This is a genomic window from Mucilaginibacter sp. 320_HR, assembly GCF_059691875.1.
Window position 1 is genome coordinate 56,623 of the sequence record NZ_JCAWAI010000004.1, and the last position, 24,271, is coordinate 80,893.

22 protein-coding genes and 1 pseudogene are annotated in these 24,271 nt (G+C 45.0%); 17 read left to right on the plus strand and 6 right to left on the minus strand.

Annotated elements, in window-relative coordinates; genetic code table 11:
* The first annotated feature begins 96 nt into the window (after window positions 1-96).
* The 6 genes and pseudogenes from AC59GT_RS14795 to AC59GT_RS14820 all read left to right on the plus strand — a co-directional run bounded on the left by AC59GT_RS14795 (window position 97) and on the right by AC59GT_RS14820 (window position 5,414).
* Window positions 97-834: a carbohydrate deacetylase gene (locus tag AC59GT_RS14795; protein ID WP_497238348.1), complete on the plus strand. Its 738-nt coding sequence runs from the start codon at window positions 97-99 to the stop codon at window positions 832-834.
* Window positions 835-1,106: 272 nt separating this feature from the next.
* The gene (locus AC59GT_RS14800) at window positions 1,107-1,874 is read left to right on the plus strand and encodes a WecB/TagA/CpsF family glycosyltransferase (protein ID WP_497238349.1); all 768 of its coding nucleotides are present in this window, start codon (window positions 1,107-1,109) and stop codon (window positions 1,872-1,874) included.
* A 78-nt stretch (window positions 1,875-1,952) separates the two neighbouring features.
* Window positions 1,953-2,309 (plus strand): annotated as a pseudogene (locus AC59GT_RS14805) (right-handed parallel beta-helix repeat-containing protein); the annotation flags it as partial.
* 3 nt (window positions 2,310-2,312) lie between these two features.
* Window positions 2,313-2,888: a right-handed parallel beta-helix repeat-containing protein gene (locus AC59GT_RS14810; RefSeq protein ID WP_497238795.1), complete on the plus strand. Its 576-nt coding sequence runs from the start codon at window positions 2,313-2,315 to the stop codon at window positions 2,886-2,888.
* An 88-nt stretch (window positions 2,889-2,976) separates the two neighbouring features.
* Window positions 2,977-4,338: a lipopolysaccharide biosynthesis protein gene (locus AC59GT_RS14815; RefSeq protein WP_497238350.1), complete on the plus strand. Its 1,362-nt coding sequence runs from the start codon at window positions 2,977-2,979 to the stop codon at window positions 4,336-4,338.
* Window positions 4,339-4,865: 527 nt separating this feature from the next.
* Entirely contained in the window at window positions 4,866-5,414 is a 549-nt protein-coding gene (locus AC59GT_RS14820) for an RNA 2'-phosphotransferase (RefSeq protein ID WP_497238351.1), read from the plus strand.
* Between the two features lie 82 nt (window positions 5,415-5,496).
* Here AC59GT_RS14820 and AC59GT_RS14825 read toward each other — a convergent pair whose 3' ends face one another.
* The 6 genes from AC59GT_RS14825 to AC59GT_RS14850 all read right to left on the minus strand — a co-directional run bounded on the left by AC59GT_RS14825 (window position 5,497) and on the right by AC59GT_RS14850 (window position 13,080).
* On the minus strand, window positions 5,497-6,018 hold the full coding sequence (locus tag AC59GT_RS14825) for an RDD family protein (RefSeq protein WP_497238352.1): 522 nt from the start codon (window positions 6,016-6,018) through the stop codon (window positions 5,497-5,499).
* Between the two features lie 50 nt (window positions 6,019-6,068).
* Window positions 6,069-6,974: a ribose-phosphate diphosphokinase gene (locus AC59GT_RS14830; RefSeq protein WP_497238353.1), complete on the minus strand. Its 906-nt coding sequence runs from the start codon at window positions 6,972-6,974 to the stop codon at window positions 6,069-6,071.
* Between the two features lie 2 nt (window positions 6,975-6,976).
* Complete coding sequence (locus AC59GT_RS14835; RefSeq protein WP_497238354.1) at window positions 6,977-8,392, minus strand: nicotinate phosphoribosyltransferase; 1,416 nt, start codon at window positions 8,390-8,392, stop codon at window positions 6,977-6,979.
* Between the two features lie 4 nt (window positions 8,393-8,396).
* A complete protein-coding gene (locus AC59GT_RS14840) occupies window positions 8,397-9,293 on the minus strand; it encodes an NUDIX domain-containing protein (RefSeq protein ID WP_497238355.1) in 897 nt (298 codons plus the stop codon).
* A gap of 221 nt (window positions 9,294-9,514) precedes the next feature.
* Window positions 9,515-10,201 carry an NUDIX hydrolase gene (locus AC59GT_RS14845; protein WP_497238356.1) on the minus strand — a complete coding sequence of 229 codons (687 nt, stop codon included), beginning with the start codon at window positions 10,199-10,201 and terminating at the stop codon, window positions 9,515-9,517.
* 167 nt (window positions 10,202-10,368) lie between these two features.
* Window positions 10,369-13,080, minus strand: coding sequence for a PQQ-dependent sugar dehydrogenase (locus tag AC59GT_RS14850; protein WP_497238357.1), 2,712 nt, complete (start codon window positions 13,078-13,080; stop codon window positions 10,369-10,371).
* Window positions 13,081-13,333: 253 nt separating this feature from the next.
* Between AC59GT_RS14850 and AC59GT_RS14855 the strand changes: the two genes are divergently transcribed.
* The 11 genes from AC59GT_RS14855 to AC59GT_RS14905 all read left to right on the plus strand — a co-directional run bounded on the left by AC59GT_RS14855 (window position 13,334) and on the right by AC59GT_RS14905 (window position 24,203).
* Complete coding sequence (locus AC59GT_RS14855) at window positions 13,334-15,733, plus strand: DUF2339 domain-containing protein (protein WP_497238358.1); 2,400 nt, start codon at window positions 13,334-13,336, stop codon at window positions 15,731-15,733.
* A gap of 40 nt (window positions 15,734-15,773) precedes the next feature.
* A complete protein-coding gene (locus tag AC59GT_RS14860) occupies window positions 15,774-16,928 on the plus strand; it encodes a hypothetical protein (protein WP_497238359.1) in 1,155 nt (384 codons plus the stop codon).
* A gap of 97 nt (window positions 16,929-17,025) precedes the next feature.
* Complete coding sequence (locus AC59GT_RS14865) at window positions 17,026-17,247, plus strand: helix-turn-helix domain-containing protein (RefSeq protein ID WP_117382644.1); 222 nt, start codon at window positions 17,026-17,028, stop codon at window positions 17,245-17,247.
* A gap of 136 nt (window positions 17,248-17,383) precedes the next feature.
* The gene (locus tag AC59GT_RS14870; RefSeq protein WP_497238360.1) at window positions 17,384-17,980 is read left to right on the plus strand and encodes a hypothetical protein; all 597 of its coding nucleotides are present in this window, start codon (window positions 17,384-17,386) and stop codon (window positions 17,978-17,980) included.
* Window positions 17,977-18,279: a winged helix-turn-helix domain-containing protein gene (locus AC59GT_RS14875; RefSeq protein WP_117382642.1), complete on the plus strand. Its 303-nt coding sequence runs from the start codon at window positions 17,977-17,979 to the stop codon at window positions 18,277-18,279. The genes AC59GT_RS14870 and AC59GT_RS14875 overlap by 4 nt, the downstream gene beginning before the upstream one ends.
* 51 nt (window positions 18,280-18,330) lie before the next feature.
* Complete coding sequence (locus tag AC59GT_RS14880) at window positions 18,331-20,841, plus strand: XrtN system VIT domain-containing protein (RefSeq protein WP_497238361.1); 2,511 nt, start codon at window positions 18,331-18,333, stop codon at window positions 20,839-20,841.
* A gap of 2 nt (window positions 20,842-20,843) precedes the next feature.
* Window positions 20,844-22,181, plus strand: a complete 1,338-nt coding sequence (gene xrtN, locus AC59GT_RS14885; protein WP_497238362.1) for an exosortase N — start codon at window positions 20,844-20,846, stop codon at window positions 22,179-22,181.
* Window positions 22,178-22,753, plus strand: a complete 576-nt coding sequence (locus AC59GT_RS14890; RefSeq protein WP_497238363.1) for a hypothetical protein — start codon at window positions 22,178-22,180, stop codon at window positions 22,751-22,753. Before xrtN ends, AC59GT_RS14890 begins: the two co-directional genes overlap by 4 nt.
* Window positions 22,753-23,157, plus strand: coding sequence for a ribosomal maturation YjgA family protein (locus AC59GT_RS14895; protein ID WP_497238364.1), 405 nt, complete (start codon window positions 22,753-22,755; stop codon window positions 23,155-23,157). The genes AC59GT_RS14890 and AC59GT_RS14895 overlap by 1 nt, the downstream gene beginning before the upstream one ends.
* Window positions 23,150-23,923 (plus strand): oxygenase MpaB family protein, encoded by a 774-nt coding sequence (locus tag AC59GT_RS14900; protein ID WP_497238365.1) that lies wholly within the window; start codon window positions 23,150-23,152, stop codon window positions 23,921-23,923. Before AC59GT_RS14895 ends, AC59GT_RS14900 begins: the two co-directional genes overlap by 8 nt.
* Before the next feature lie 94 nt (window positions 23,924-24,017).
* Window positions 24,018-24,203, plus strand: coding sequence for a hypothetical protein (locus tag AC59GT_RS14905; RefSeq protein WP_497238366.1), 186 nt, complete (start codon window positions 24,018-24,020; stop codon window positions 24,201-24,203).
* Window positions 24,204-24,271 lie beyond the last annotated feature (68 nt).

The window sequence follows — 24,271 nt, forward strand, 5'->3', positions numbered from 1 at the left end:
TTTTTGCGGTAATTACAGCAATATCCGGCTTGACGTTGCAAATATTCAAATTTTACTTTTTGTGAAATAATTTCTTTTTCATATAATAGGCACTTGATGCAGATTCCCAAAAATGTATTAGCCAACGCCGATGACTTTGGTTATAGTAGCTCTGTAAACAAAGCTATTTTATTGTGTTATGAACGCGGCATTATAAATAGTACATCATTGATGACCAACACAGAAGGTTTTTACGATGCGGTTGAAAAGATTCACTCAAATTCGGCGATAACAAACATAGGGGTACATGTTGATCTGGCAGAATTAAGGCCTATAACGAACATAGATCCTTTTTTTTTAAATGAAACCGGCGGTTGGAACATTTTGGTAACAGGTAAGTTAATCCGCTATCTTTCGTCAGCACACAGGAATGCTTTATATAAAGAAGTTGTAGCACAGGTGCAGCGTGCAATAGATATGAAGCTTAGAATTACGCATATAGATTCGCATTTACACTTGCATACTTTACCTGCTTTTATCGGAATTTTTTTACAGGTTGCTAAAGAATATCGCTTGAAACTTAGGTTAGCTCAAACTTATCGACAAGGTAGCTTTACAAAATACTTGTACAGATATGTCATAAATGAAAAGCTAATTAGAAAAGAACTTAATTACTCAGACCGCTTTGAAACGATTGAATATTTCTTAAGTAAGTACCCGAACAATAATATAAACCGCAAAACAGAGTTAATGCTGCACCCGGATTTAGATGCTAACGGAAAATTAGTAGATCACTATGATAGTAACACCATGATAAGATGGTTGGATTTTTTGGAGCAACCATATACAAGTTAACAACGTATATTACACACTTAAACAGATAAGCCAATAACTGAGTAAGCCTGTTAAAGTATATATTTTGACTGTAAGTAAATTTTAATGTTAAAATTTATAATTTTATCCCTTTACAAGAGATTATGGTTTAACAATTTTCTATAATGTCTTTTATTACAGTAGTGCGCCCAATTTTGATTTAATTTTCTGAAGCAATAATTTAGTTAGCATGATGTTTTTAAGGGTGTGTAATAGCTCAGGGGTTTTAGAACCAACTATTTTTTAAGAAAGTAATGGCGAAGAACTCTACGTTGAATTTATTTGAGTATCCAATCTTTACCTCCACCTTAGACCAAGTTGAAGTTGATAATAAGTCTAAGTATGTTATCAATACTTTAAATCAATACTCATATATTATTGCTGAAAAAAATCCGGATTTCAAGAAGGTTTTACTTGAGTCTGATATACTGTTACCCGATGGAGTGGGCATTGTAGGAGCAGTGAAGATTCTAATTGGGAAAAAAATCAAGAAGATAGCTGGAGCAGATCTGCATTCTTATATGTTGAACATAATGAATCTAAAAGGTGGAAAATGCTTCTACCTTGGCTCGTCTGTAGAGACACTCGAAGGCATACGCAATCGTTTATCAGTAGAATACCCCAATATACGGGTAGAACTTCATTCGCCGCCATTTAAAGATAACTTTACTGAAGAAGATAATTCTGATATGATAAAGCATATCAACGCCTTTAAGCCCGATGTACTTTTTGTGGGAATGACGGCTCCTAAACAAGAAACCTGGGTGTATCACAATAAACATAAACTTGATGTGAAAGTGATTTGCTCAATAGGGGCGGTATTTGATTTCTACTCAGAAACAGTAAAGCGGCCAGGTAAGTTTTGGATTAACTTGGGTTTGGAGTGGTTTATCCGCTTGCTTAATGAACCTAATCATCTATGGAAGCGTTATTTGCTTTATGGACCGGTATTTGTTCATAAAGTAGGTAAGGAAAAGTTTTCTTTAATTTTAAAAGGTAAAGCTTATCTCGGCGATAAGTAAACATTTGGTTTACAGTGCGGTATCTTACTACCAGCACTTTTGAAACTCCCGTAAATAACTTTAACGGTATTCGAAAAGATGATTAAGGTGGTTAGATGTTACTTATTATTAGGTATTTGTGTAATATCTGTAAACTGCAACTCCACCGCACAAAAGTCTAAGTATAATATATCGCATCCGTTAAAGCTTGCAGGTATAAATAACAAAGTAATCTCCGGCTTGGACATTACCGGAGATACATCAAATGGCATTAGCCTTACCCAATGTAGTAACATAACAATTCAAAACTGCAGGCTTCGAAACTCCGCTAAGATTGGGATCAACATTCTTGATTGTAAGAATATAAAAATCATCAACTGTTATTTTGAAAAGGTTGCGACGGGTATTTATGTGCTTAAAAGTCAGCAGATTAATGTTCGTCACAATCAATTTAAGAACATGCAAGGCCCTTTCCCGCGCGGCCAGATGGTGCAGTTTGATGAGGTGACGGGAGCCGGAAATAAAATAAATTATAACATCGGTGAAAACCTGCCTGGCAAAAGTTTGCCGGAAGATGCCATTAACCTGTATAAAACAACAGGTACAGCTACAAGTCCGGTTGAAGTGATTGGTAATCGTATTCGAGGTGGCGGCCCAAGTAAAACAGGGGGCGGTATAATGCTGGGCGACAATGGTGGTGGTTTTATTATTGCGAAAAATAATATATTGGTAGACCCTGGTCAATACGGTATTGCGATTGCTGGAGGTACCAATATAAGTGTCATTAACAACAGCATATATGGCCGGCGGCAGCCATTTACTAATGTTGGTATTTATGTTTGGAATCAGCATACATCCGCTTGCGCTTTAAATCAGGTTAAAGGTAACCGGGTAAATTTTACCAATGCCGATGGCGCATCAAACCCGGGCTGGAACCAGGGTAATTGCGGTAGGGTTTATGGCTGGGATAACAACACCTGGAGTGCTCCTATAAACGCATTTATGCTCCCTAAACAACTGTTTGCAGTGCAATAATTATCGGCTATAAGCATGGTAAATATAGTAGCTTTGTACAACTATATGCTTATGCAAAAAAGACGTTTACCTATGCTTACTCAACATTATGCTATCTTTAATTAAAGACAAGGTAAAAGCTTTTTGGAGTAACGGCGACGAGCGTAGCCTGCAGGTTAAACGTAATATTATTTATACGTTTCTAATTCGCGGGCTAAGCGTTCTTACAGGGTTTATGCTATTGCCACTTACCATCAACTATCTTAACTCAACACAGTATGGTATTTGGGTTACTATGGCTTCCCTGGTGGCTTGGATCAATACTTTTGATATAGGGCTGAGCAATGGCCTTCGGAATAAATTGGCTCATGCACTGGCCCTTAATGAGCACGAAACAGTGCACCGCGATGTTAGTACAACTTATGCCTTGCTATGCATTATAGCAGCAGCTGTTTTCCTATTATTCTTCACAATAGGCTCTTTCTTTAACTGGAACGAGCTGATGCGCGTACCCGCCACGGTTAATTTTAATGTATGGCCTGTATTGGTCATCACCCTGGCTTCATTTTGTATACAGTTTGTTTTACAGCCGGTTAATAGTATCCTGACTGCTACACACCAGCCTTTTAAAGTTTCAGTTATCACGCTGATTGGGCAGGCATTAACATACCTGGCCATTTGCCTTTTATCGCTATGGAGTAAGGGGAATTTATACCTGTTAGTGCTTATAACATCAGGAACGCCTGTATTGGTGCTATTGATAGCTAACCTGTATTTATTCGCTACAAGTCTTAAAAGCTTCATTCCCAGGATTAAAGGTATATACCTAAATAACGCTAAAAGCCTGCTTACCGTAAGTGGCGCCTTCTTTTTCATACAAATAGGTGCGCTTGTACTCTATGAGACCGACAATATAGTGATCACAAGAGTGTTAGGGCCAGACCAGGTAACATTGTTTAATATTCCCTTCAAGTATTTTTCTATTATAAATATTATATTCTTTATCATTATAACACCTTACTGGAGCGCCTTTACAGATGCCTACGCACGCGGTGATCTCGCCTGGATTAAGCAGTCTGTTAATAATATGCGCAAGTTGTGGCTGCTTGCATCGGCGTTTGCAGTTGTGCTCTACCTAGGGGCAGATATAGTTTATAAACTTTGGATAGGGAACGGTATTGCTATTCCAAATATGCTCTCGCTTGTTATGGCTGTGTATGTGATACTACAAACCTGGATGGTAATACATGCTTACCTGCTCAACGGCGTCGGCAAGCTGAGGGTACAATTGATAGTGGTTATAGGCACCGGAATCGTAAATGTCCCACTGTCTATATGGCTGATAAAGCAGGTTGGGCTACCCGGTACTGTGTTAGCCAATATTATAGTTATGTTGCTGACTAACATTGTTATAACCTGGCAATGCAAGCTCATAATGGACAACAACGCTACGGGTATCTGGAACCGCTGATTGCAAAGATATATGGAAAACAAACCAAAAATCCGGCTTGAATGGATACCAGAGGCGTATAAAGACCAGATTACAAATATTCGGAGTGCTAATCTACCGCCACTGAGTAAGAGCACGCACAACTTCAGCAAGGTGCTGTTAAAAGCTTTTAAGAAGAGTATTATTAATAAATATTAATAATATTTTACTGACAAAACACTGTCACCACTTTAGTGCAGAAATTTTTGTTTATTGGGCTGCTGATTTTCAAGACCGAAATGGTAGGAATTGTGCCATATCGGTGATCCAAAACCTTCAAAAACCACATTTTTTTAAACAGATAAAAGTGCTGTTTCTTCCAAATAAAAACTTCTGTGGCAAGTATTTCAAAAATCGTGTTTTTGGGCCAGAAATCCTGAACTTTTTTGAGCCTCGATACTCTACTCAAGAAAAGGAGCGGATCAGTCGAAAATAGTTTTGGGTTGTCGGCTCATGGTTCTTCATCGCACGATATTTCATAAGCTGTTTCTTTTAGTAATTTTACGTTGATGATAAGTGAAAAGGAAACAACCTCTATCAGCAAATTCCTTAGCCTGGTGCTCCGCCACAACCCAAAGTTAATTGGTATACAACTGGACGCGGCAGGATGGGTGCGTGTTGATGAATTACTGGAAAAGATGGCAACGCATAGTAAGGCATTAACCCGTGCAGTACTGGACCATGTGGTGGCAACTAACACAAAAAAGCGTTTTGCGTATGACGAGCACGGCGAAAAGATCCGTGCCAGCCAGGGCCACTCGGTAGAAGTAGAACTTGGCTTGCAACCGCAAACGCCACCTGCGACACTTTATCACGGTACCGGTAGTCAATCTGTAGAAAGCATTTTGGCGATAGGGTTAGAAAAGCGCAACAGGCAGCACGTACATCTGAGCGCTGATACCGAAACGGCCACCAAAGTTGGGCAGCGGCACGGTAAGCCGGTGATTTTTGAAGTGGCAGCTTTAGAGATGGACGCACAGGGGCACAAGTTCTATCTATCAGAAAATGGCGTTTGGCTAACGGATGCTGTGCCTGTTGAGTACCTTACTTTAAAATAACTCCTAATTTGTTAAGACACAAACCAAAGCGCTTTGAGCTATTAGCAAGAGACAGAACATCTGAAAAAGTGCTAACAAGCTACTACGCTAACATCTCCCTGATTTCCGTTACCTTCTTTTCATCTACTACATAAGTTTGGCATACGTTGTTATTTAAGTTCATGTTGTAGCGATGTGACAATCCATCGGGATCCGGAAACCTAAACCTAACACCCGGAAGTTGCGAAAGGTTCAATGGGGCGAGCGCATTGCGTTTTAGCGACAGGAACAAAGGGGGATAATTGCCGTAATCATCCAGCACCTTAAGTCTCATTATCTTTTTTCCTAAGGTGCAACCGTAATAGTGTTCCAGTAAGGTGCCGTAAATGGTGACCAGAACTACGGCAATGACTGCCGACCACCAACTGTCATCAGTAATTAGCTTCAGCGGTATAAAAAACAAAGCTATATCCAACAGTTTAGCCCAGAGCCTCGGGAAATGGCTTTCGATAGCCGGATTATAATGAAGTTGGAAGATGAACTCCTGGTATTGTAAGGTACCATCCTCACTTCTGAAGGGGCGGTGAACAAGCTTCTCTATTTGTACTTCGGATATTCTTTTCAACCTTGTTTTGCTGTCTTAACGCAATATAGAAATTTATACCGGTTCATTCTCTAAACCACTTCGCAAATCAACGCTGCCAGACTACGCACTTCAATAAACTCATCCTCCAGGTGCTGCGTATTCACATGCGAATCTGTACAGATAAGCTTCGTTATGTAACCGCAGTTCTTTAGTTTTTGCAAGCCATCATTAACAAATAAACCATGGGTAGTAATCACATAAATGTCTTTAGCGCCAGCTTCGCTGTAAGTTTTGGCTGCGTTGATGATGCTGCCGCCTGAACGGATCATGTCATCATAAATAATCACGGTTTTACCGGCAACGTCGGCATTAATAGCGCTTACTTCGGTATGGTCGCCTTTGAGGCGGCGTTTAAGGATGAACGCAGCATTTACCCCAAGATCGTTCGCCAGGGACTCCACCCATTTGGCCCTGCCTGCATCCGTACTGGCCATTACAAAATTGTCGCCGCCGTACTGGCGGGCGGCTTGTATCACAATGTCTTTACAGTACACATGCACCGGGTAAAGGTTATGTTCAAAGTAGTATTGTATGCCTTCGGAGTGCAGGTCGAACAAATATATCTTGTTGCCTTTGTTGCTGCGCGGTATAGCACTGAAAAGGCGCGCACGCGTCTTGGCTGTTACCACCTCGCGCGATAGCACCGCGCGCTCCATAGTAGAGTAGCCAAAATAGGGTACAATAAGCGTAAGAGAATTGCAACCATAGCTCACCAGGGAGGAAGCTAGGTCGAAAAGTTCAAGAGTAGCTTCGTCGTTCACTGTTCCTCCCAGCAACACCACATCCTGTTCTGCAATGTCGGTCAGTATACGCTGGTAGCGCTCCCCGTCGGTAAAAGTGCTTACCTCAACCTGGCCGCGCTCAAGGTTGCTGCAGGCCAGCATTTTTTCTGCGAGGTACTCGTAGGCGGTAATATTGAAAAGTATCTTTTTCATAATTAGTTGTTAACGCGGGCCTTCACTTGTTCAAATGTGGTTGGGCTTACCAATTCGCCATTTTCAAAAACGGTGCGTAATTCGTCGGCAATGCCTGGTTCGTCCTGCTCGTTCACGGTTTTAAATATGCCATTTATTTTGATGAGTTTAAGCCTGCCTGCTTTGCTCTTCTTGAAACTTTGGGTGATGTTGCCCTTTGCGTCCAACTCCGCCGGGTGTTTTTCTACATCTATCTGCCGGCCGTTTACCACCGCACTGCTGCACTTAAGCGCAAATTTTTGTGTGTCGCGGTCTACCTTTTGCAGTAAAGCGCCACCCATGCCCAGCACCAGGTTCTCGGCACTGATACCGTTTTCTTTTAGATTTTGATAGATCACCTTTATAGCTTCGTAGTTTACGCCATCGCCCTGTATTACGCGGACCTGTTTAGGTAGTACCTTATACCCTTTAGCGTTCACGGTAAAGCCGAATTTGCCGAACAGAATATCAAAGATGCGGAGCAGTGTTGCCACAGGATCGCCACTGTCTGGTCGAATCACCAGGGTGCCTTCACGGCCTAGTATTTGCGCTTTTAGTTCTTCGCCCCAGTATTCTTCGCAAGCACGGAAGATATTATAGCTGTCGCTAACGCAGGCAATAGTACCGGTGGGAAAAGTGTCCAGCACGTGTTTAAAAACAGCTAATTCGCCAGCTTCGCCAAGCAATGTGCAAATGCTGTGTTCTGTAGCGGGTATGCTGAGGCCGTACACCTTTTGCGCATTGTAATACTTTTGTACCATTACAGATGCAGCAAGGTTGTCGCTGCCCGCAAAACTAAGCAGGTGTGCCGCACCGCCAAGCTTAGCACTTTCTACACTGCTTACACCACGGAAGCCGAAGTCGTTCAGCACAAAGTCTATTCCGGCCTCGCTGCCGTCAGTTGCAGTTTCAGCATAGTATTGGGTAACTACCTTGCGCACCTGGTTGCTTAAAGTGGCCACAGTGCATGGGTACCAAACCTGCATTAAAATAGTTTCCAAAAAGTTGGTAAGCCAGTAACATTCCGGATCGGTGTTTTCTATCGTCATTAGCGCGTCGCCGGTTGGTACAATTGTACCTTCTGCAACTGCCTTTATTTTTACCGGCAGGTGCCCGTTGTATTTGTCGATGATGTACTGAAACTTGCTTTTATCGAAAACATCATTGCGCCCAAATACCTGCGGCATAAATTCAGCAGCCTCATCTAAGTCCAGCTGAGTAAAGACGGGACCCTGCAGGTATTCTTTCAGGATATACTGCAGCCCGAAGAAAACGGTTTCGTCAAACACGCCACCGCGGCTTTCCAGGTAGCTGTAAATGCTGGTGGTGCCGGGCATATAAAGTTTATGGTGAGCATACTTATATGCATCGGCCAATAATATCAGGTTTTCGCGTTTCATGGTTTTAGTTGTTGAGGTACTTGTTAATAATGATATTGAATAGTTCTACGTGTTCAGGGCTGATCAATCCACTGCTGATCATTTGGGGCAGATCGGCAAGCTTAAACCAGTCCAGGTCAATTATGTCATCCTGAGCTTTAGGCGCACCATAAACGTGCTCGCAACTGAATAGCAGTGTAATTATCTTATCCGCTTCGCTTCGGTATCGCCAATCGTTTATTTTTTGGGAGGTTTCGTAGGTCATTTTGCCTGTTTCAATCTCACCACATTCCTCCATCAGTTCGCGGCGGGCGGCACTTTCGTAATCAGCATCCTCCGGATCGGCGAAGCCGCCAATAAAGCGCCATTTGTTGTTGATGGATTTTTTGCCCAGTAGTATCTCTGTTTTATTATTCCTGAACATAGCAATATCCACGGTAGGGTATACCTTAGTGTACTGATTGTACAATGCATACAGGATGCCTGCACGGAAATCATTAGAATCAAACACCTTGTCGGCATATTGCCTGCGCAGGTCGGTTGCGTTGTAGTCGCCATGTTCGGGCAGTTCAACGGTCTCAAATTTACCGCTGTAGTAGGGGATAAAGCTGTCACGGCTACCATACAGGCAAAACTGCTCAGCAGGGAAAACGCTTTTAAGTAAATTATCCAGGTTATCACTCCAAACCTTGTCACTTGGGTTGTCGCTTACGGGAAGCACAACTATATTGGGATAGCTTGCTTTAATCATCTTCTCGCGGGTGTAATAATCGTATGGGTTTTTTCGGGTTCCGGTTAGCGGCCCCACCCCCAGCACAATAATTAGTTTGCCATGACTAGCCATTACCTGGCTGATAAGCTGCTGATGCCCCTCATGCAGGTAGGGTGTTTGGAACCGGGCTATAATAACTCCTGTTTTCATAAGTATTTGCGTTAATTATACGCAAATATAAATATGTGTTTTTAATACGCAAATTATCTTTTGTTTTTTTCTGCTGCCTGGTTCCGACTCACCCCGGCAACGCTATCGCTAGCCGACCCTCTCTCCGCTGCGCGCAAAGAGGGTTGATGAAGAATATCGTTAAAGTAATGGTAAACAGCCCCCCCCCTTTCCGCAATGCGGAACGAGGGGGGGTGAGTAGACTACAGCTCAAAATTTATACCTTCTTTTTTCAACTGGAAATACTTTTCTTCATTAAAGCGAAACAAGTTACCGGGGCGTCCGGCGCCTTCCAGTTGTTGCTTTTCTTTAGTTTCTTCCAGGAAACCAAAGCCGGTAATTTTCTTTTTGAAGTTGCGGCGGTCAATAGGGCGGTCGAGTACGGTAGTATAGAGCTTTTCAAGGTCAGAAAATGGGAATTTTTCTTCCAGTAACTCAAAGCCTATAGGCTCGTAAAGGAGTTTATTTTTTAAACGTGTATGAGCAGCGCTGATGATGTCGGCGTGGTCAAATGCCAGTTGGGGTATGTTTTTGATATTGAACCAGGCTACATCAGCGGCATCGGTATCAGCATGAAGAGTAAAGCCATCTGGTTTAACAAGGCCGTAGTAAGTAATAGAAATAACACGATTGCGCGGATCGCGGCCGGGTTTGCCAAAGCTATATAACTGTTCGAGGTAGTTGATACTTACCCCGGTTTCCTCCTTTAACTCGCGATGAATAGCATCTTCCAGCGATTCTTCAGTCCCAACTAATCCGCCCGGCAAAGCCCAGGCATCTTTAAAAGGTTTGATGTCTCGTTTTATAAGTAGAACAGAAAGCCCTTCTTTGGATGTATACCCAAAAACCACGGCATCTACAGCTACCTTAATATTTTGCGAAACTGACATGTGTTGCAAAGTTAACGCAACATGGCACATCCGCGCTATGTGCAACATGTTTTTTAGAACACCCGGATAGATCGCGTTCTAAGAAGACTTTTAGGTCACGTATGGTAAAAAAATTAGATGCAAAGCCTGGTCGTGCACGGATTTACACCTACCAGGCTTCAGTTATGCTACTCATTATTAAACTTTACAGTTCCAAACCTTAACGGTGTGCCGGTAAATACAAGGTACAGGTCTGTTACACCAAGTCCGTCTGGCAGGTTGAGGGTTAGTTTTTGCAGGCCATTGTAGCTGCCGGTGAATGTTTTAATGACCTTGCCGTCAGGCGCGCCCGAGCGCAGTTCTATGGTACTCGCCGGGTCTGTGCCTCGACCGCGGGGAATAAGCGCCAGCTCAAGGTTTTTGATGCCAGACAGGTCGGTTTTTGCGAACTTTACCCACGCGCCACCTTCTTTCACTACCGCTACAGTACTGTCGCGATTATAAACCATGTTGTGCGTTTCGCTAACATCTTTAACAGGCACCAGCTGACCACGCAATACCACAATGTTTTCACCCAATATAGGTGCGGCGTTGCCCGTTCCTTTATCGGTATAAGCCGCGCGGAAGATGAAGCTGCCGTTCTCATTATCGCCTTTCGGGATCGCCGTTAGATAGGTGCCGCTCACCGGCATCGATTTTTGGGCTTTCTGTGGTGTGGCAGTACTCATAATATATCGTACAATGCTGTTCAGTTCGTTGGCAGACAGGGCAGGGTGGGCAGGCATTGCGGCATCGCCCCATACACCCGAGCCGCCGGTCTTGATTTTCTTAGACAGGTATGTTACCGCGTTGGGGTCGTTCTTGTATTTTTTAGCCACTGATATAAAAGCCGGACCAAGCAATTTTTCTTTAACAGCGTGGCAAGACCTGCAATCGCTTTTGTTGATGAGCGCCATACCTGCTGCAAACTTTGCAGACGCATCTACACCTTGCTGTTTCTGGGCAATAGCGGTCATGTTGTAACCTTCGGACAAGTAGTTAACGCTTACCGACACCTGAGATGGAGAAATACGCTTGTTAGTTAAACTGCCATCTTCCTTATCATTAACGTTTACTTTGTATGCCACAGTTTTACCCGGGAAAAAGAAGCTGCTGTTGCCTTTGGTGATATTAACTGCAATAACTGGTGGCTCGTTACCCGCTTTTATGGTTACTGCCTGGCTGTTCTTGAGACCTTTAAAGTCGGCTACAGTGAGGGTGGCTTTATAAACGCCCGGTGTAGTAAAGGTTACCGACGGATTTTGCTCCTTAATAGTTTTAAAAGCTTTGCCGTTTTTGGTGATGGCCCATGTATAGGTGAGTACATCATCGTCGTCAAAGTCTTTTGTGCCTGCAGATGACAGGTTAACCTTAAAGGGTACAGCACCCGCGGTTTTATTTGCAGCTGCCTGCACCTGCGGCCTGCGGTTGCCGCCGTTAAATTCAATACGGATAAGTTCTGCCTCGGGATTATTGCGGAAGTAACCATTACCATACTCCAGCACGTACAGGTCACCTTCAGGACCAAACTTCATATCTATAGGTCCGCGCAGTTTTAGCTCTGGCAAAAAGCGCTCCATGCTTTTGTAATTGCCGTTCTCATCTATCTCTACCACGTTTATCCAGCCGCGCACCCAATCGGTAATCAGCCATTTGCCTTCATAATACTCAGGGAAGGGCCGTTTAGGATTTTTAAAATCGGCGCGGCGAAAGATGGGGCCACCTACCGCGCTGTTACCGCCGCTCTCCATCAGCGGGAACTTTTCGCTGATGCCTTTTGCATACCAAATGAAGGCCGGTGTTGCAGGCGGCAATTCTACCAAACCGCTGCTGTTGGGCGAGTGGTTCTCCGGGTGTTCAGCGTTAAAAAAGTCGCCGGATTGTTTTGTAGCAAAGTCGTACTTGCGATAGGCTTTATTGTCACCAACAAAGTACGGCCAGCCGTAGTTGCCAGGCTTTTTAGCCTGATTGAATTCGTCGTAAGATTGCGGACCGCGCTTTTCAAAATCATCCTTTGATCCATCCGGGCCAACTTCGCCCCAGTACAGCCAGCCTGTTTTGCTGTCAATAGTGAGCCTCCATGGGTTGCGGTTGCCCATAGTATAAATTTCGGGTTTTGTTTTAGGTGTGCCCGAAGGGAATAGATTCCCTGCCGGGATGGTATACGTACCATCGGCCTGCGGATGTATGCGCAGGATCTTACCCCTAAGGTCGTTGGTGTTCGACGAGGATTTTTGCGAATCTTCCGGCGACATACCCGGGCGCTCGTCCAGCGGTGTGAACCCATCGCTCGCGCGGGAAAAGGTGTTGTCGCCGGTGCTCAGGTACAAGTTTTTATCCTTATCAAACAGCATACCTCCGCCTACGTGGCAGCATTCTTCGCGCTGGGTAGGTACATCTAAAATAGTTTTCTTCGTATCAAGCAGTATTTCTTTTCCCAGCCAAACGTAGCGTTCCAGCGTGTTCTTGGCGACATCGCCTGCGGGAGCGTAGTATAGATATATCCAATGATTGGTCTCGTAATCAGGGTCGAGTATAACGCCCTGCATGCCGTCCTCGCCTTCGCTTACCTCACCCTTTTTGTTCACATACTTGGTGCTAACTGCAAACTCGCCTATCACGCTTATCTTGTTGGTTGCCGGGTCGTAAACCTTTATCTTACCCTTGCGTTCGGCGTAAACAACGCGGCCATCCTTCATGATCTGGAACTGCATAGGCTCCTGCACATCCTGTGCCAGTACCACCTTGGTGAAACGGTTTTCTTCGGGCTTTTTAAGGGTTTGCGCATGCAAGGTAATGGTAGCAGCGCTCAGCAGCAGTACGGCCGGCAGCGCCTTGAACAGGGTAAAGGTTTTAAACATATAAGGTCAGAAGAATTAGGTGTTTAACTGGTTTATAACACTGGCTAAAATAGCTGTTATAAAGCAAATTAAAGTATAAAACTTTTATTTAGTGAAAATAACTAAATGTAAGTTTTGGCGCTGTTGATGGTATGTTGATTGATATCAAGATAGAGGGTTTAATTTTCCGTCCTCTTAAATAAACACGCTCAGGTAATCCGTAATGCGGTTTTTATGTTGTACTTTTAATTGAAAATAAACCTATCACTCAAGCATGGAAGTTATCTACGTGGTTCTTTTGTTGGCAATATTAATTATCCTGGTAAGCCACAAAAACCAATATATAAAGCGTATTGATGTGCTGGAACGCCGTATTGTAGAATTAAACAACATGGTTCGGCAAAGCCTCATAAATCGCCCTGCAGAACCTACTAAAGCGCCACCTGCTGCAGACGCTCCAAAAGCTATATTTGAGCATAAAGCACCTGAACCGCCAAAACCGCAGCCCGTTACACCTGCGCCGGTACAGGATGTGCCGCCGGAAAATATAGAGCGCCAGAAAGAGGTGATCACCGAACCAATTATCCGGCCGCCGGAACCAAGGGAGTACCGAGTTCCTCCTCCGGCGAGGGTACACCCGCCAACGCCCAGGGAACCGCAGCTATCGTTCTTTGAGAAACATCCCGACCTGGAGAAATTTATTGGCGAGAACCTTATCAACAAAATAGGCATAGCCATTTTAGTGTTAGCCATAGGCTTTTTTGTTAAATATGCTATTGATAACAACTGGGTTGGGCCTGTAGGCCGCGTGAGCATTGGCGTTGTTGCAGGCGGTATATTAATAGGAATAGCCCACCGTATGCGCAACAGCTACCGGTCCTTTAGTTCGGTGCTGGTAGGAGGTGGCCTTGCTGTGTTGTACTTTACAATAACGCTGGCTTACCACCAGTTTCACCTGTTTAATCAAACCGCATCTTTCATTATTCTTATCGTTATCACCTGTTTTGCGGTGGCGCTCTCGCTGCTATACGATAAGCAGGAACTTGCAGTAATAGCACTGGTAGGCCGCCTTGCCAGTCCTTTTATGGTCAGCAGCGGGCAGGCAAATTATAATGGCTTGTTTATTTACCTGGTCATCCTTAACGCAGGTTTACTTGTGATAGCCTACTTTAAATCGTGGCGAATACTAAATACAGTGGCTTTCGGCCTTACGGTATTGGTTTACCTGGCGGTGCTTACCACTTTAACAGCTTTAACTTATTCTACGGGCCTACTATATGCCAGTATTTTGTACCTGCTGTTCTTCGGTATTAACGTGGCCAATAATGTAAAGGAAAACAAAGCCTTTGTAGCGGGCGATTTCAGCATCTTGCTTGCCAATACAGCGCTTTACTTTTCTGCAGGGTTGTACCTGCTTACGCAGATGCACCATGAGGATATGCGGGGCGTGTTCTCCGCATCGTTGGCGTTGGTTAACCTGCTGCTGTCTTACATCCTGTTCAGGAACAAAAAGGTAGATACCAATATATTATACCTGCTTATTGGCATCACCCTTACGTTTGTGTCCCTTACTGCGCCGCTGCAGCTTAATGGCCATTACATCACCCTGTTTTGGGCAGCGGAAGCAGTGCTGTTGTACTGGCTGCACCGTAAATCGGGCATAATGCTGATGAAGCTTGCCTCGCTAACGGTGTGGGGAGCTATGATCGTGAGCCTGCTTATGGACTGGGGACAACTGTATAGCGGCCATACCCTGCACCTGCCGGTTCTGGCAAATAAAGGGTTCATTACCACGCTTTTCGCAGCGGTAGGATCGTACCTGTTGTATTTGCAAATAAAGAAGGATCAAAACCGGCAGCTTTACGGCTTTAAAATACCGATAGAAATGTACGGAATAGCCGCTTTTGTGCTGCTTTTCTCAAGTGGCTTTTTAGAAGTTAATCATCAGTTTTTAAACCGATACCCTTATACAGATCTCAACGTTTTGTACCTGCTGCTTTATATCCCAACGTTTGTATTAATACTGCATGCGCTTAGCCGCCGTATAAACAGCATCAGTGTGGATTGGAGAGCAAGCCTGATAGTCTTAAGCTTATGCGTATTGTTCTATATTTTTGCACTTCCAGTGCTTTTTGATGTTGAATATGTAAGCTTAGCGCAGCACAAAATTTCAGCATCGCACTTTGCGGCACATTGGCCGGGAGCGCTTGCTGTTGGGCTGCTGTTTTATCAAATAATACTGTTAGTAAAGAACGAGTTTAATGAGGGCGCACAAAAGAAGAGTGCCTGGGCAATTGCCATTCTTATTGTTGTTTTCCTTAGCCTTGAAGGAGGCCTTGCCAGCAACTTGCTGTTCTACAATGCAGCAACTACTATTGATCATATTCAAACCGTTTACATAAAGGTAGGGTTGCCAATATTGTGGGGACTCAGTTCATTCGCGCTGATGATCCTGGGCATGCGAAACAAGGTGCGCAGCCTGCGAATTATTTCGTTAAGTTTATTTACCGTAACACTGGCCAAGCTCTTTGTTTTTGACATACAGGGTATACCGCCGGCCGGTAAGATAGCCGCGTTCTTCTGCCTGGGCGTGCTGCTGCTTATAGTGTCCTTTATGTACCAGAAAGTTAAAAAGATACTGACAGATGATGAAGCCGACAAGACTAAGGAATAGGTTCTTTTTATTGCTGTTGATGTGTTTCGCCTGCGTTACCATGTATGCACAGCAGAAAGGTAAATACAGCGCGCCGATCAGCAAGGTAGATTCGGCTGCATTTTACCGTATTGTATTGCCGCCACAAGTATTGGCTAAAAGCGAGGCGGCGCTGGCTGACATACGCCTTTACGACAAGACTGGCAGGCAGGTGCCTTACCTTTTTGGCGACCAGTTGCCTAATAAAGAAAAGCAGTACTTTGTAAATTTCCCGGCAGTGCCTGCGGGCAGTACAGTTGATACGCTCACCACTTTTATAGCATGGAACAAATCGCGGTTCACAATTAACCAGCTCAACCTGCGGATGCGGAATACAGCGGTTGACCGAACGGTGAACCTGAGCGGCAGCGATAACCTCACAGACTGGTTTGCCATTAAAGAAAACATTGTCCTAAACAAAGCGGATGCCGATGCTGGTAACGGGATATTTGAACAATACCTAAACTTTCCGGCAAGTACCTACAGTTACTACAAGGTACAGGTGAACAATGGCCACCATGAAGCAGTTGCCATATTGCAGGCCGGTATATACCAGCAGCAAACGGTTAGCCCGGTATACACAGAGCTGGCCGGCACCAGGATCCATCAGCAGGATACCGGTAAAATTACCCGCTTGTTCATTAGCCTTGCAGACGATTACCCTGTGAGCAAGATTAAGCTGGCAATTAACGGGAGCAAGTACTACAAGCGCCAGGTACGTATTTACGCGAAGCACGGACGAGACCGCTATCTTCTTGGGGATACCATAGTTAACTCAGCTAACATACCTGATATATACTTGTCGGCAAAAACTAACGCTATCGAACTTGAGGTGACCAACAATGATAATCCGGCCCTTACATTTGCCGGTGCAACTGCTTATAGCCTGCAACAATCATTAATAGCCTACCTGGATAACAAGACCAGTTACCATTTAAACATTGGCGATAGCACCGCAACAGCGCCGGAGTACGATCTTAAGTTCTTTGCAGATAGCCTGCAGTCCACTATGCCGCAGGCCACAATAGCCAATCTAACCAGGAGTACAGCCCCGGCCGTACAAAAAAGCGGCGTGCCGGTGTGGATGATTTGGGTGGCAATTGCAGCAGCAGTTGCTTTACTGGCTTACCTAACCATCAGGTTAACCAAAGAGGTAAACGCACGCAATCAGGTTTAAAAAAACTCCTGCGCAAACCGCTGCACAAATTTCCTCGTAATTATCAACAACTAAATGCCTAACCCGTTGTTAATGAACCATAATATCAGATACTTACATGTTAAATGAAAAAACACTTGCAGCGGCTATCAAAACGAGGAGGCTGCAGCTTAATTACACCCAGGAGTACATAGCATACAAGCTTAACATGTCGCAAAACGCCTACAGCAAAATGGAACTGGGCTATACCTCCATTACCGTAAGCAGGCTTATTGAGCTCTGCCGCGCGCTTGAGACAGACCTTTTTGACATGCTGAAACCTGTAATGCAGGTAGCATAACGTATTCTTTCTACCGTGCCGGCGTGCTGTCTTGCCGCCGGCATTAAACAAAACCTACAAAAATTTACATCTATTTTCATTTTCCTCTTGCAGGATCAAATTATGTTACGTTACTTTGAAGTACAAAGTACTTTAAATGGAAGATAAAGACCTTATTGACGAGATCAGCTCGATAAAGAACATTATGGAGCGTAGTACCCGGTTTATCACCCTTAGCGGGCTGTCGGGTGTTATGGCAGGCATTTACGCGCTAATTGGTGCGTTCCTGGCATACCGCATGTTGTATCTTCAGCCTATATATGATTTTAAGGCGCTGGACATACAACTGTTCACCCTGGCGCTGGTGGTGCTTTTCTTTGCTGTAGCTACGGGCATTTTGCTTACCTATCGTAAGGCACGCCGCAGTGGTCAGTCCATTTGGAACAAGAGCAGCCAGAACATGCTTATGGCAGGCGCGCTGCCTTTGCTTACCGGTGGGGGCTTTGCTTTAACCATGTGGTACAACGGTTATGTATGGTTAATAGCATCTGCTTGTTTAATATTTTACGGCCTGGCCGTAGTTGCTGCAAGCCAGTACACTTTTGGTGATGTAAAATGGCTTGGCATTTGCGAAATTGCGCTGGGTTTAATGGCCGGTATATTTACAGGTTATGGTTTGTTCTTTTGGGCCTTTGGCTTTGGTATACTGCATATTTTGTATGGTACCGTTATGCACTTTAAATACGACAGGTGAAAGTAACGCTAAATAATTTTGATAAAGCTTTTGAGAACCGCATACGGCTGCAGATAATGAGCGTGCTGGTGGCTAACGAGAGCTACGACTTTAATTCACTTAAGGAACTGTTAGACGTAACCGACGGCAACCTGGCCTCGCACCTGAAAGCGCTGGAGAAGGAGGAGTACATCACCGTGAATAAAACTTTTTTGGGGAGGAAACCCAACACCCGTTATGTAGCATCTGAATTAGGCAGGGCAGCATTCAAGCGGCACCTGCAGGAACTTGAAAATTTAATTAGGCAGCAGAAAGCCTAATTTTTTTTAACTATTTACTTTTAAATTCAAAGTACTTTTAAATACATAAAAATGAAAAAGATCATCAGTTATTTTTGGAGAGACAAATTCGGGCTGGTTTGCATAGGGGTTATTATTGCCTCGTTCGGCTTGTTTTTGGTAGCCGATACATTTCCCGGGCGGGATAATTTTGGTAAGTTCTTCGCCAATTACATCATATCCATTTTGATGAGTGTGGCGGTGTTTTCCACAGCGTTTAAACAGCACCGCTGGCATTTGAGTAAGGGTAAGGCTGAGTACACCGCTTATCTGCTGGTAATATGGTTCATCAGCGCGTTCGCTTTAAACCGGGAGATGAATGTATTTGAAGATAGCACCGATTGGCTGTGCATCTGGATAGTTGTATCATCACTGGCACTTATCCTGGCTGCCCGCTACAAGGATCTGCAGGGATTTATTAAATACGTTATTTTTCTGCTGCTCGGGCTGGCGCTGGCGCTGTTCATGTATTACGCTTTTTACCTGCTGCCGTTGTACATCGTAAGCATAGTAGGGATGATAGCTATCGGCATATCTTTTCATACGTATATACCCATGCTGATGGCCATTGTTACTATACGGATCATCATTCGTGCTTACAGGCACGACAAACGGGTGTTGTATGCAGCTATTGCGGGGTTTGCTGTACCGGTGGTGATAGCGGGTGTGTTCCTGTTCTATTGGGGACAGGCAAGCGACAAGATCAATTTCGCTGTAAATCAAAACACACTTAACGAAGGCAAATTGCCCACCTGGGTAGCGGTGAGCCGCCAACTGGAACGCACACCTGTCACCGAGCGGATTATGAAAGCAGGCTTGGTTTACCACGAAGTAAGCCCTAATGGCAACCTGCTTTGGGGCGGCTTTCCTACCATGTCTTTCGACGCAAAAAAAGAGCACGACCCGTTGGTGGTGCTTGCAACGTTGTTTTTCGAGAAACCTAATCTGGATGAAAGTGATCAAATTAACATACTCAAAGCCATGTACAACTCGCGTCACCAGGCGCAGGAACGGCTCTGGAGCGGCGACCAACTGCAAACGGTAAGTGTTATCAGCAACGTAAAGCTTTTCCCCGAGTACCGGTTCGCCTATACCGAAAAAACACTTACTGTGCGCAATAATAGTAACTGGGAATGGAACAACCAGGAGGCTATTTACACCTTCCACATGCCCGAGGGATCAGTAGTGAGTTCGTTATCATTATGGATAAACGGCAGGGAAGAAAAATCAAGGCTAACAACCAAAGCTAAGGCTGACACCGCGTACAAGACCATTGTAGGTGTAGAGCAGCATGACCCTTCGGTAGTGCACTGGCAGGAGGGTAATACGGTAAGCGTGCGCGTGTTCCCGTGCACCAGTAAAGAGAACCGTCGCTTTAGAATAGGTATCACCAGTCCGCTACGGCTGCAGGGCAAAAGATTAGTGTATGAGAATACCTTTTTTGAGGGGCCTGATGCCAGGACTGCTGTTGAAACGCTGCAGCTTAGCTACAGTAACAAGCCCGCTAACCTGCAAATGCCATCAATATTTAAACAAACCGGGGTAGACCTTTACAATGGAACCGGAACCTACCAGCCGGAGTGGGAACTGTCCTGCGATGCGCCGGCCCTGTCAGCAACTGCCTTTAGTTTTGCCGGGCAAAGCTACCGTGTGAACGAGGATGTGCCCGCTTACGAAACCTTTGAACCGAAGGCCTTGTACCTGGATGTGAACAGCGCCTGGACTGAAGACGATTATAAAGCCGCTTATAAGGCTGCTCAAAACCATCCGGTTTATGTTTACTACGATAAGCTGGTGCGGCTGACTGATGACAATTCAGATAAACTATTCCAGCTGCTACGTAGTCAAAACTTTAGCTTGTTCCCGTTTAGCCAGATAAAAGAACCTGCTACAGCGTTGGTGATCACCAAAAGCGATGGTGTATCGCCAAACCTGACGGACCTGGACGGCAGCGGCTTCGCCAATGAACTAACAGCATACTTGAAAGAGCCAATGCAGGTAAGGGTTTACAACATCGGCACGAAGCTTACCCCGTACTTGAAAGCTTTGAAGGAGATGAGGGTGTTTAACTACCAACAAGGGCCGGAAACTGACCTGGAAGCTTTGCTGAGCAAACAGCAATTTATGAGGACACCGGAGAGTGATTCGGTCACAGCTATCGCAGCAGCCGGGTTCAACATCAGCAAAACTGAAGGTGTTGCGTCCGGGCAAGCGCCTGACCACCTGCTGCGCCTGTTTGCTTATAACGATATCATGAAAAAGGTTGGTCCGGAATACTTTAAACACGGAGATGTAGATACCGCCAACGTAGCCGAAGCGGAACAAGCTTACATTGTTTCGCCGGTATCCAGCATGATCGTGCTGGAAACGCAGGAGGATTACAAACGCTTCGGCATTGACGAAAATAAGGACAGCCTGAAGAATGCCTCTATGAAGTCTTCCGGTGCCGCCCCGGAACCACAGGAATGGCTGCTTATTATACTCGGTGCAGCTGTAGTTGCAACTTTCATCTACCGGTCTAAAAAAACAGTTCCGCAATTATAATCATGACAACTCTAACATTAAAACTGCCGCTTAAATGGCATGCTACAGTGGTACCGGTGGCCATTTATTCCGGGCTGCTGCTGTGGTTTGTGCCGGGTTATTTTAACTGGACGGCAGAAATGATTTGCGGGTTGCTGCTGGTGCCATACATCTGCACGGTGGATGTGCAGCGGCGGTCAATACGCTACCTGGCCCCCACGCTGCTGTTTATCACCCTGGCTATGCTGATGCCGGTTAATACGCTGTTTTTCCTGGCAATGTTGTTTGCCGCGCTGTTGCTTATCGAAAATAGCTTTGGGCGGGTGAGTAACATACTGCTGTTCCTGCTGCTGCTTATTTCGCCTGTGTTCAGGCATTTTACACGCCTGTGGGAGTTCCCCATGCGGTTGTGGCTTACCGAAAAGGTAGCCGCTATAGTAAACTTGCTGGGTATGCAAGCCAGTGCTGTGGGCAACCAAATTCAACTGGGCAAATACGAGTTCTCTATAGATACCGCTTGCGCAGGGCTCAACATGCTGGTAATGTCTGTACTTATCGGCCTTTTCGTACTGGCCTGGTATCAAAAACGTATCGGCAAGTTTTTAAGTGTTCTATCCTTATTGCTGTATGTTGGCTTTGCTGTAGCATTGAATGTACTTGGCAACTTCTTCAGGATACTTTTTATTGTGATTTTCAAGATCATGCCGGGTACCTTCTTCCATGATGTGATTGGCATTATTTGCCTCGCGGTATACGTGCTGCTGCCGCTTATAGTACTTACCAAACCTATCCTTATCCGCCTTGGGAACGGGCGCAGTGCTGTTGGCACCGCTATTGAGCCTGCGCTCCGTTACCCGTGGTTACATGCTTTACTATTAGCCGACATTATGTTTACAGCGGTACGCGTAACCAATGCCGATAGCTTTGTAAAACCTGCAGCAAACTTTACTATTAACGGCTACAGCCAACAGCAGATGGATGGTGGTATCATGAAGTTTGAGAACCGGCACACGCTCATTTACTGCAAGCCGGCTGCCTTTTACGCTCCCGAGCATGACCCTATGATCTGCTGGGTAGGCAGCGGCTACACTTTTACCAACATCCGCCAGGAGATGGTTGGCAATACCCGGGTTTACCTCGCTACGCTGCAAAAGGGTGCCGATCGCCTATACTCGGCCTGGTGGTTTGACAACGGCAACATTAAAACCGTTGACCAATTTGCATGGCGCTGGGCTGCAGCTAAAGGCGGCAGCCGGTTTTACCTGGTAAATGCCAGCGCATCCTCACCGCAAGCACTGCGCGAAAGAGTAGGGGAACTATTAAATAAAAACCTGTTTACAACATCAATAACAATAAAATGAATACAACATTGCCCGCCGGCAACGGCGCTTGCCTGAACAGGCATATCGAAGATCTGAAAAAGCCTGGGACGTTAATGAGACCAATAAACTACGAACAACTAATGCGCCGGACAAGGTTGTGCATCGGCATAGTTATATTCGGTCTGTTTATTAGCGGCGTTACCGCATTCCCGCTGGAAACTGAGCTTAAATGGATGGTAAACCAAAGCAACGATTTGCCACAATACGTTCAACATTGGCTGGACACAGTGTACGGAGCAATAAAGACAAGCAACCAGGCTTACCCGTTCCTGAGCTATGGTACCGATTGGCTGGCCTTCGCGCATGTAATGTTGGCGGTGTTATTTATTGGTCCGTTGCTTAAGCCGTTGCAGAACATCTGGGTGATACAATTTGGGATGATCGCCTGTATAATGATACTGCCGCTCGCTTTTATTATGGGGCCAATAAGAGGTATCCCAATCTTCTGGAGCCTGGTAGATTGTTCTTTCGGCGTACTGGGCATTATTCCGCTTTACATCGCTTATAATGGCATTAAAAAACTTGCTGTTTTAAATAGGAGAGGATTATAATGCGTATCAAGTTCAATGGTTATTACTTTACCCTGGCGGTGCTGCTGTTTATAACGGAAGTATTTATCGGAGTTTACATGAACGATAAACTCATTCGCCCTTATGGCGGCGACTTCCTGGTGGTGATATTAATGTACTGTGCATTAAAGGCTTTTGTAGTAATAGATACACAGAGGGCTGCTATAGGCGTGCTCATTTTGTCCTACATTATAGAGGTCGCGCAATATTTTCATCTTATCAATTTACTTGGGTGGCAGCGATCTGTACTTGCGCGCAACATAATGGGCACCACCTTCAGGTGGGAAGATATGCTGGCCTACACTCTTGGCATCCTATTGGTAGTAATGATAGAACGATGGCTGAAACCTAGGAACTCGGCAACACATCCAAACGCAAATGCCTGAAACAGAACAGCAATACTTTGTACCAAAAGGCTCTATCGTTCGCGAAATTTGGGGCAAGGCAGATAACATCATGTTTATTTTTGCCGCTTCGGCCGCGGAGTTCGCTCTGAACAAGGCGGTAGACTGGCTGTATTTTACCGGCAAGCTGTCCGCCGATCCGCTTGGCAGGTTATTCTCTACCGTAACCTATGCCAGGATGATCATTTATTCGGACTATGATGGTGCCATAGCAGCTATTAACCGGATAAACGCCATACATGCAGGGGTAGAACAGGCACGCGGTGCACAAATACCCGACTGGGCCTACCGCGATGTACTTTTTATGCTGATTGACTATTCGGTACGCGCGTTTGAACTGCTGGACCGTGAACTTACCGATGATGAAAAGGAAGAAGTATTTGATGTGTTCTATAGTGTTGGCCTGCAAATGGGGCTTAAGGACATGCCCTTTAATTACCGGCAATGGACAGATGTGCGGGTGCAGCATTTGCAGCAGCATCTCTTAAAAAGCGACTTTACAGTTGATCTGTTCAAGCAATATAAAAAGCACCTCGGCCCGATACGCTACCAATTGCTAAAACAGGTGCAGTTGCTCATGCTGCCACCTGATGCCAAAAAGCTGCTGCCCATAACCAAAGTGTCTTACCTGTTGCCGGTAATTTCATTCTACAAGCTAAGCAGGCTGCTAAAGATTGATGGTGTGCTGAAAGAAGCAATCCTTCCGGCAGAGTACAAAGACCAGATAAAAGCCCTCGACGCTGAATAGAAATTTTTGCAGACGATTAAAAACATACAACCTTGGGCAGGCGTTATATAAGTGCCGTACACGTACCGGGCACATGTTAATACCATAACCAATTATGCCTACTCAAATTACCGGGCTTATACTATTACTAGGGCTGATAATATTTGCTTTATACCCGCTTATAAAAAAACGGCGTAAATCAAAGCCGCGGGTTGATACCGATACCCGTAATGCTAATTATGCCATCAACGCTGATGGTAAGCTGGAGCGCATACGTGGTAACAGCTTTATCAACGACTAAAAATATTCTAAGTAGTCTAGAGCGTTTTGAGGCTCTCGCAGATCAGCAGCAGATAACAGCCTGTTTAT

Coding starts and splice junctions, on each gene's coding strand:
- AC59GT_RS14795 (WP_497238348.1), top strand. CDS start 97: ATGCAGATTCCCAAAAATGTATTAGCCAACGCCGATGACTTTGGTTAT.
- AC59GT_RS14800 (WP_497238349.1), top strand. CDS start 1,107: ATGGCGAAGAACTCTACGTTGAATTTATTTGAGTATCCAATCTTTACC.
- AC59GT_RS14810 (WP_497238795.1), top strand. CDS start 2,313: ATGCAAGGCCCTTTCCCGCGCGGCCAGATGGTGCAGTTTGATGAGGTG.
- AC59GT_RS14815 (WP_497238350.1), top strand. CDS start 2,977: ATGCTATCTTTAATTAAAGACAAGGTAAAAGCTTTTTGGAGTAACGGC.
- AC59GT_RS14820 (WP_497238351.1), top strand. CDS start 4,866: ATGATAAGTGAAAAGGAAACAACCTCTATCAGCAAATTCCTTAGCCTG.
- AC59GT_RS14830 (WP_497238353.1), bottom strand. CDS start 6,974: ATGAAAAAGATACTTTTCAATATTACCGCCTACGAGTACCTCGCAGAA.
- AC59GT_RS14835 (WP_497238354.1), bottom strand. CDS start 8,392: ATGAAACGCGAAAACCTGATATTATTGGCCGATGCATATAAGTATGCT.
- AC59GT_RS14840 (WP_497238355.1), bottom strand. CDS start 9,293: ATGAAAACAGGAGTTATTATAGCCCGGTTCCAAACACCCTACCTGCAT.
- AC59GT_RS14845 (WP_497238356.1), bottom strand. CDS start 10,201: ATGTCAGTTTCGCAAAATATTAAGGTAGCTGTAGATGCCGTGGTTTTT.
- AC59GT_RS14850 (WP_497238357.1), bottom strand. CDS start 13,080: ATGTTTAAAACCTTTACCCTGTTCAAGGCGCTGCCGGCCGTACTGCTG.
- AC59GT_RS14855 (WP_497238358.1), top strand. CDS start 13,334: ATGGAAGTTATCTACGTGGTTCTTTTGTTGGCAATATTAATTATCCTG.
- AC59GT_RS14860 (WP_497238359.1), top strand. CDS start 15,774: ATGTATGCACAGCAGAAAGGTAAATACAGCGCGCCGATCAGCAAGGTA.
- AC59GT_RS14865 (WP_117382644.1), top strand. CDS start 17,026: ATGTTAAATGAAAAAACACTTGCAGCGGCTATCAAAACGAGGAGGCTG.
- AC59GT_RS14870 (WP_497238360.1), top strand. CDS start 17,384: ATGGAAGATAAAGACCTTATTGACGAGATCAGCTCGATAAAGAACATT.
- AC59GT_RS14880 (WP_497238361.1), top strand. CDS start 18,331: ATGAAAAAGATCATCAGTTATTTTTGGAGAGACAAATTCGGGCTGGTT.
- xrtN (WP_497238362.1), top strand. CDS start 20,844: ATGACAACTCTAACATTAAAACTGCCGCTTAAATGGCATGCTACAGTG.
- AC59GT_RS14890 (WP_497238363.1), top strand. CDS start 22,178: ATGAATACAACATTGCCCGCCGGCAACGGCGCTTGCCTGAACAGGCAT.
- AC59GT_RS14895 (WP_497238364.1), top strand. CDS start 22,753: ATGCGTATCAAGTTCAATGGTTATTACTTTACCCTGGCGGTGCTGCTG.
- AC59GT_RS14900 (WP_497238365.1), top strand. CDS start 23,150: ATGCCTGAAACAGAACAGCAATACTTTGTACCAAAAGGCTCTATCGTT.
- AC59GT_RS14905 (WP_497238366.1), top strand. CDS start 24,018: ATGCCTACTCAAATTACCGGGCTTATACTATTACTAGGGCTGATAATA.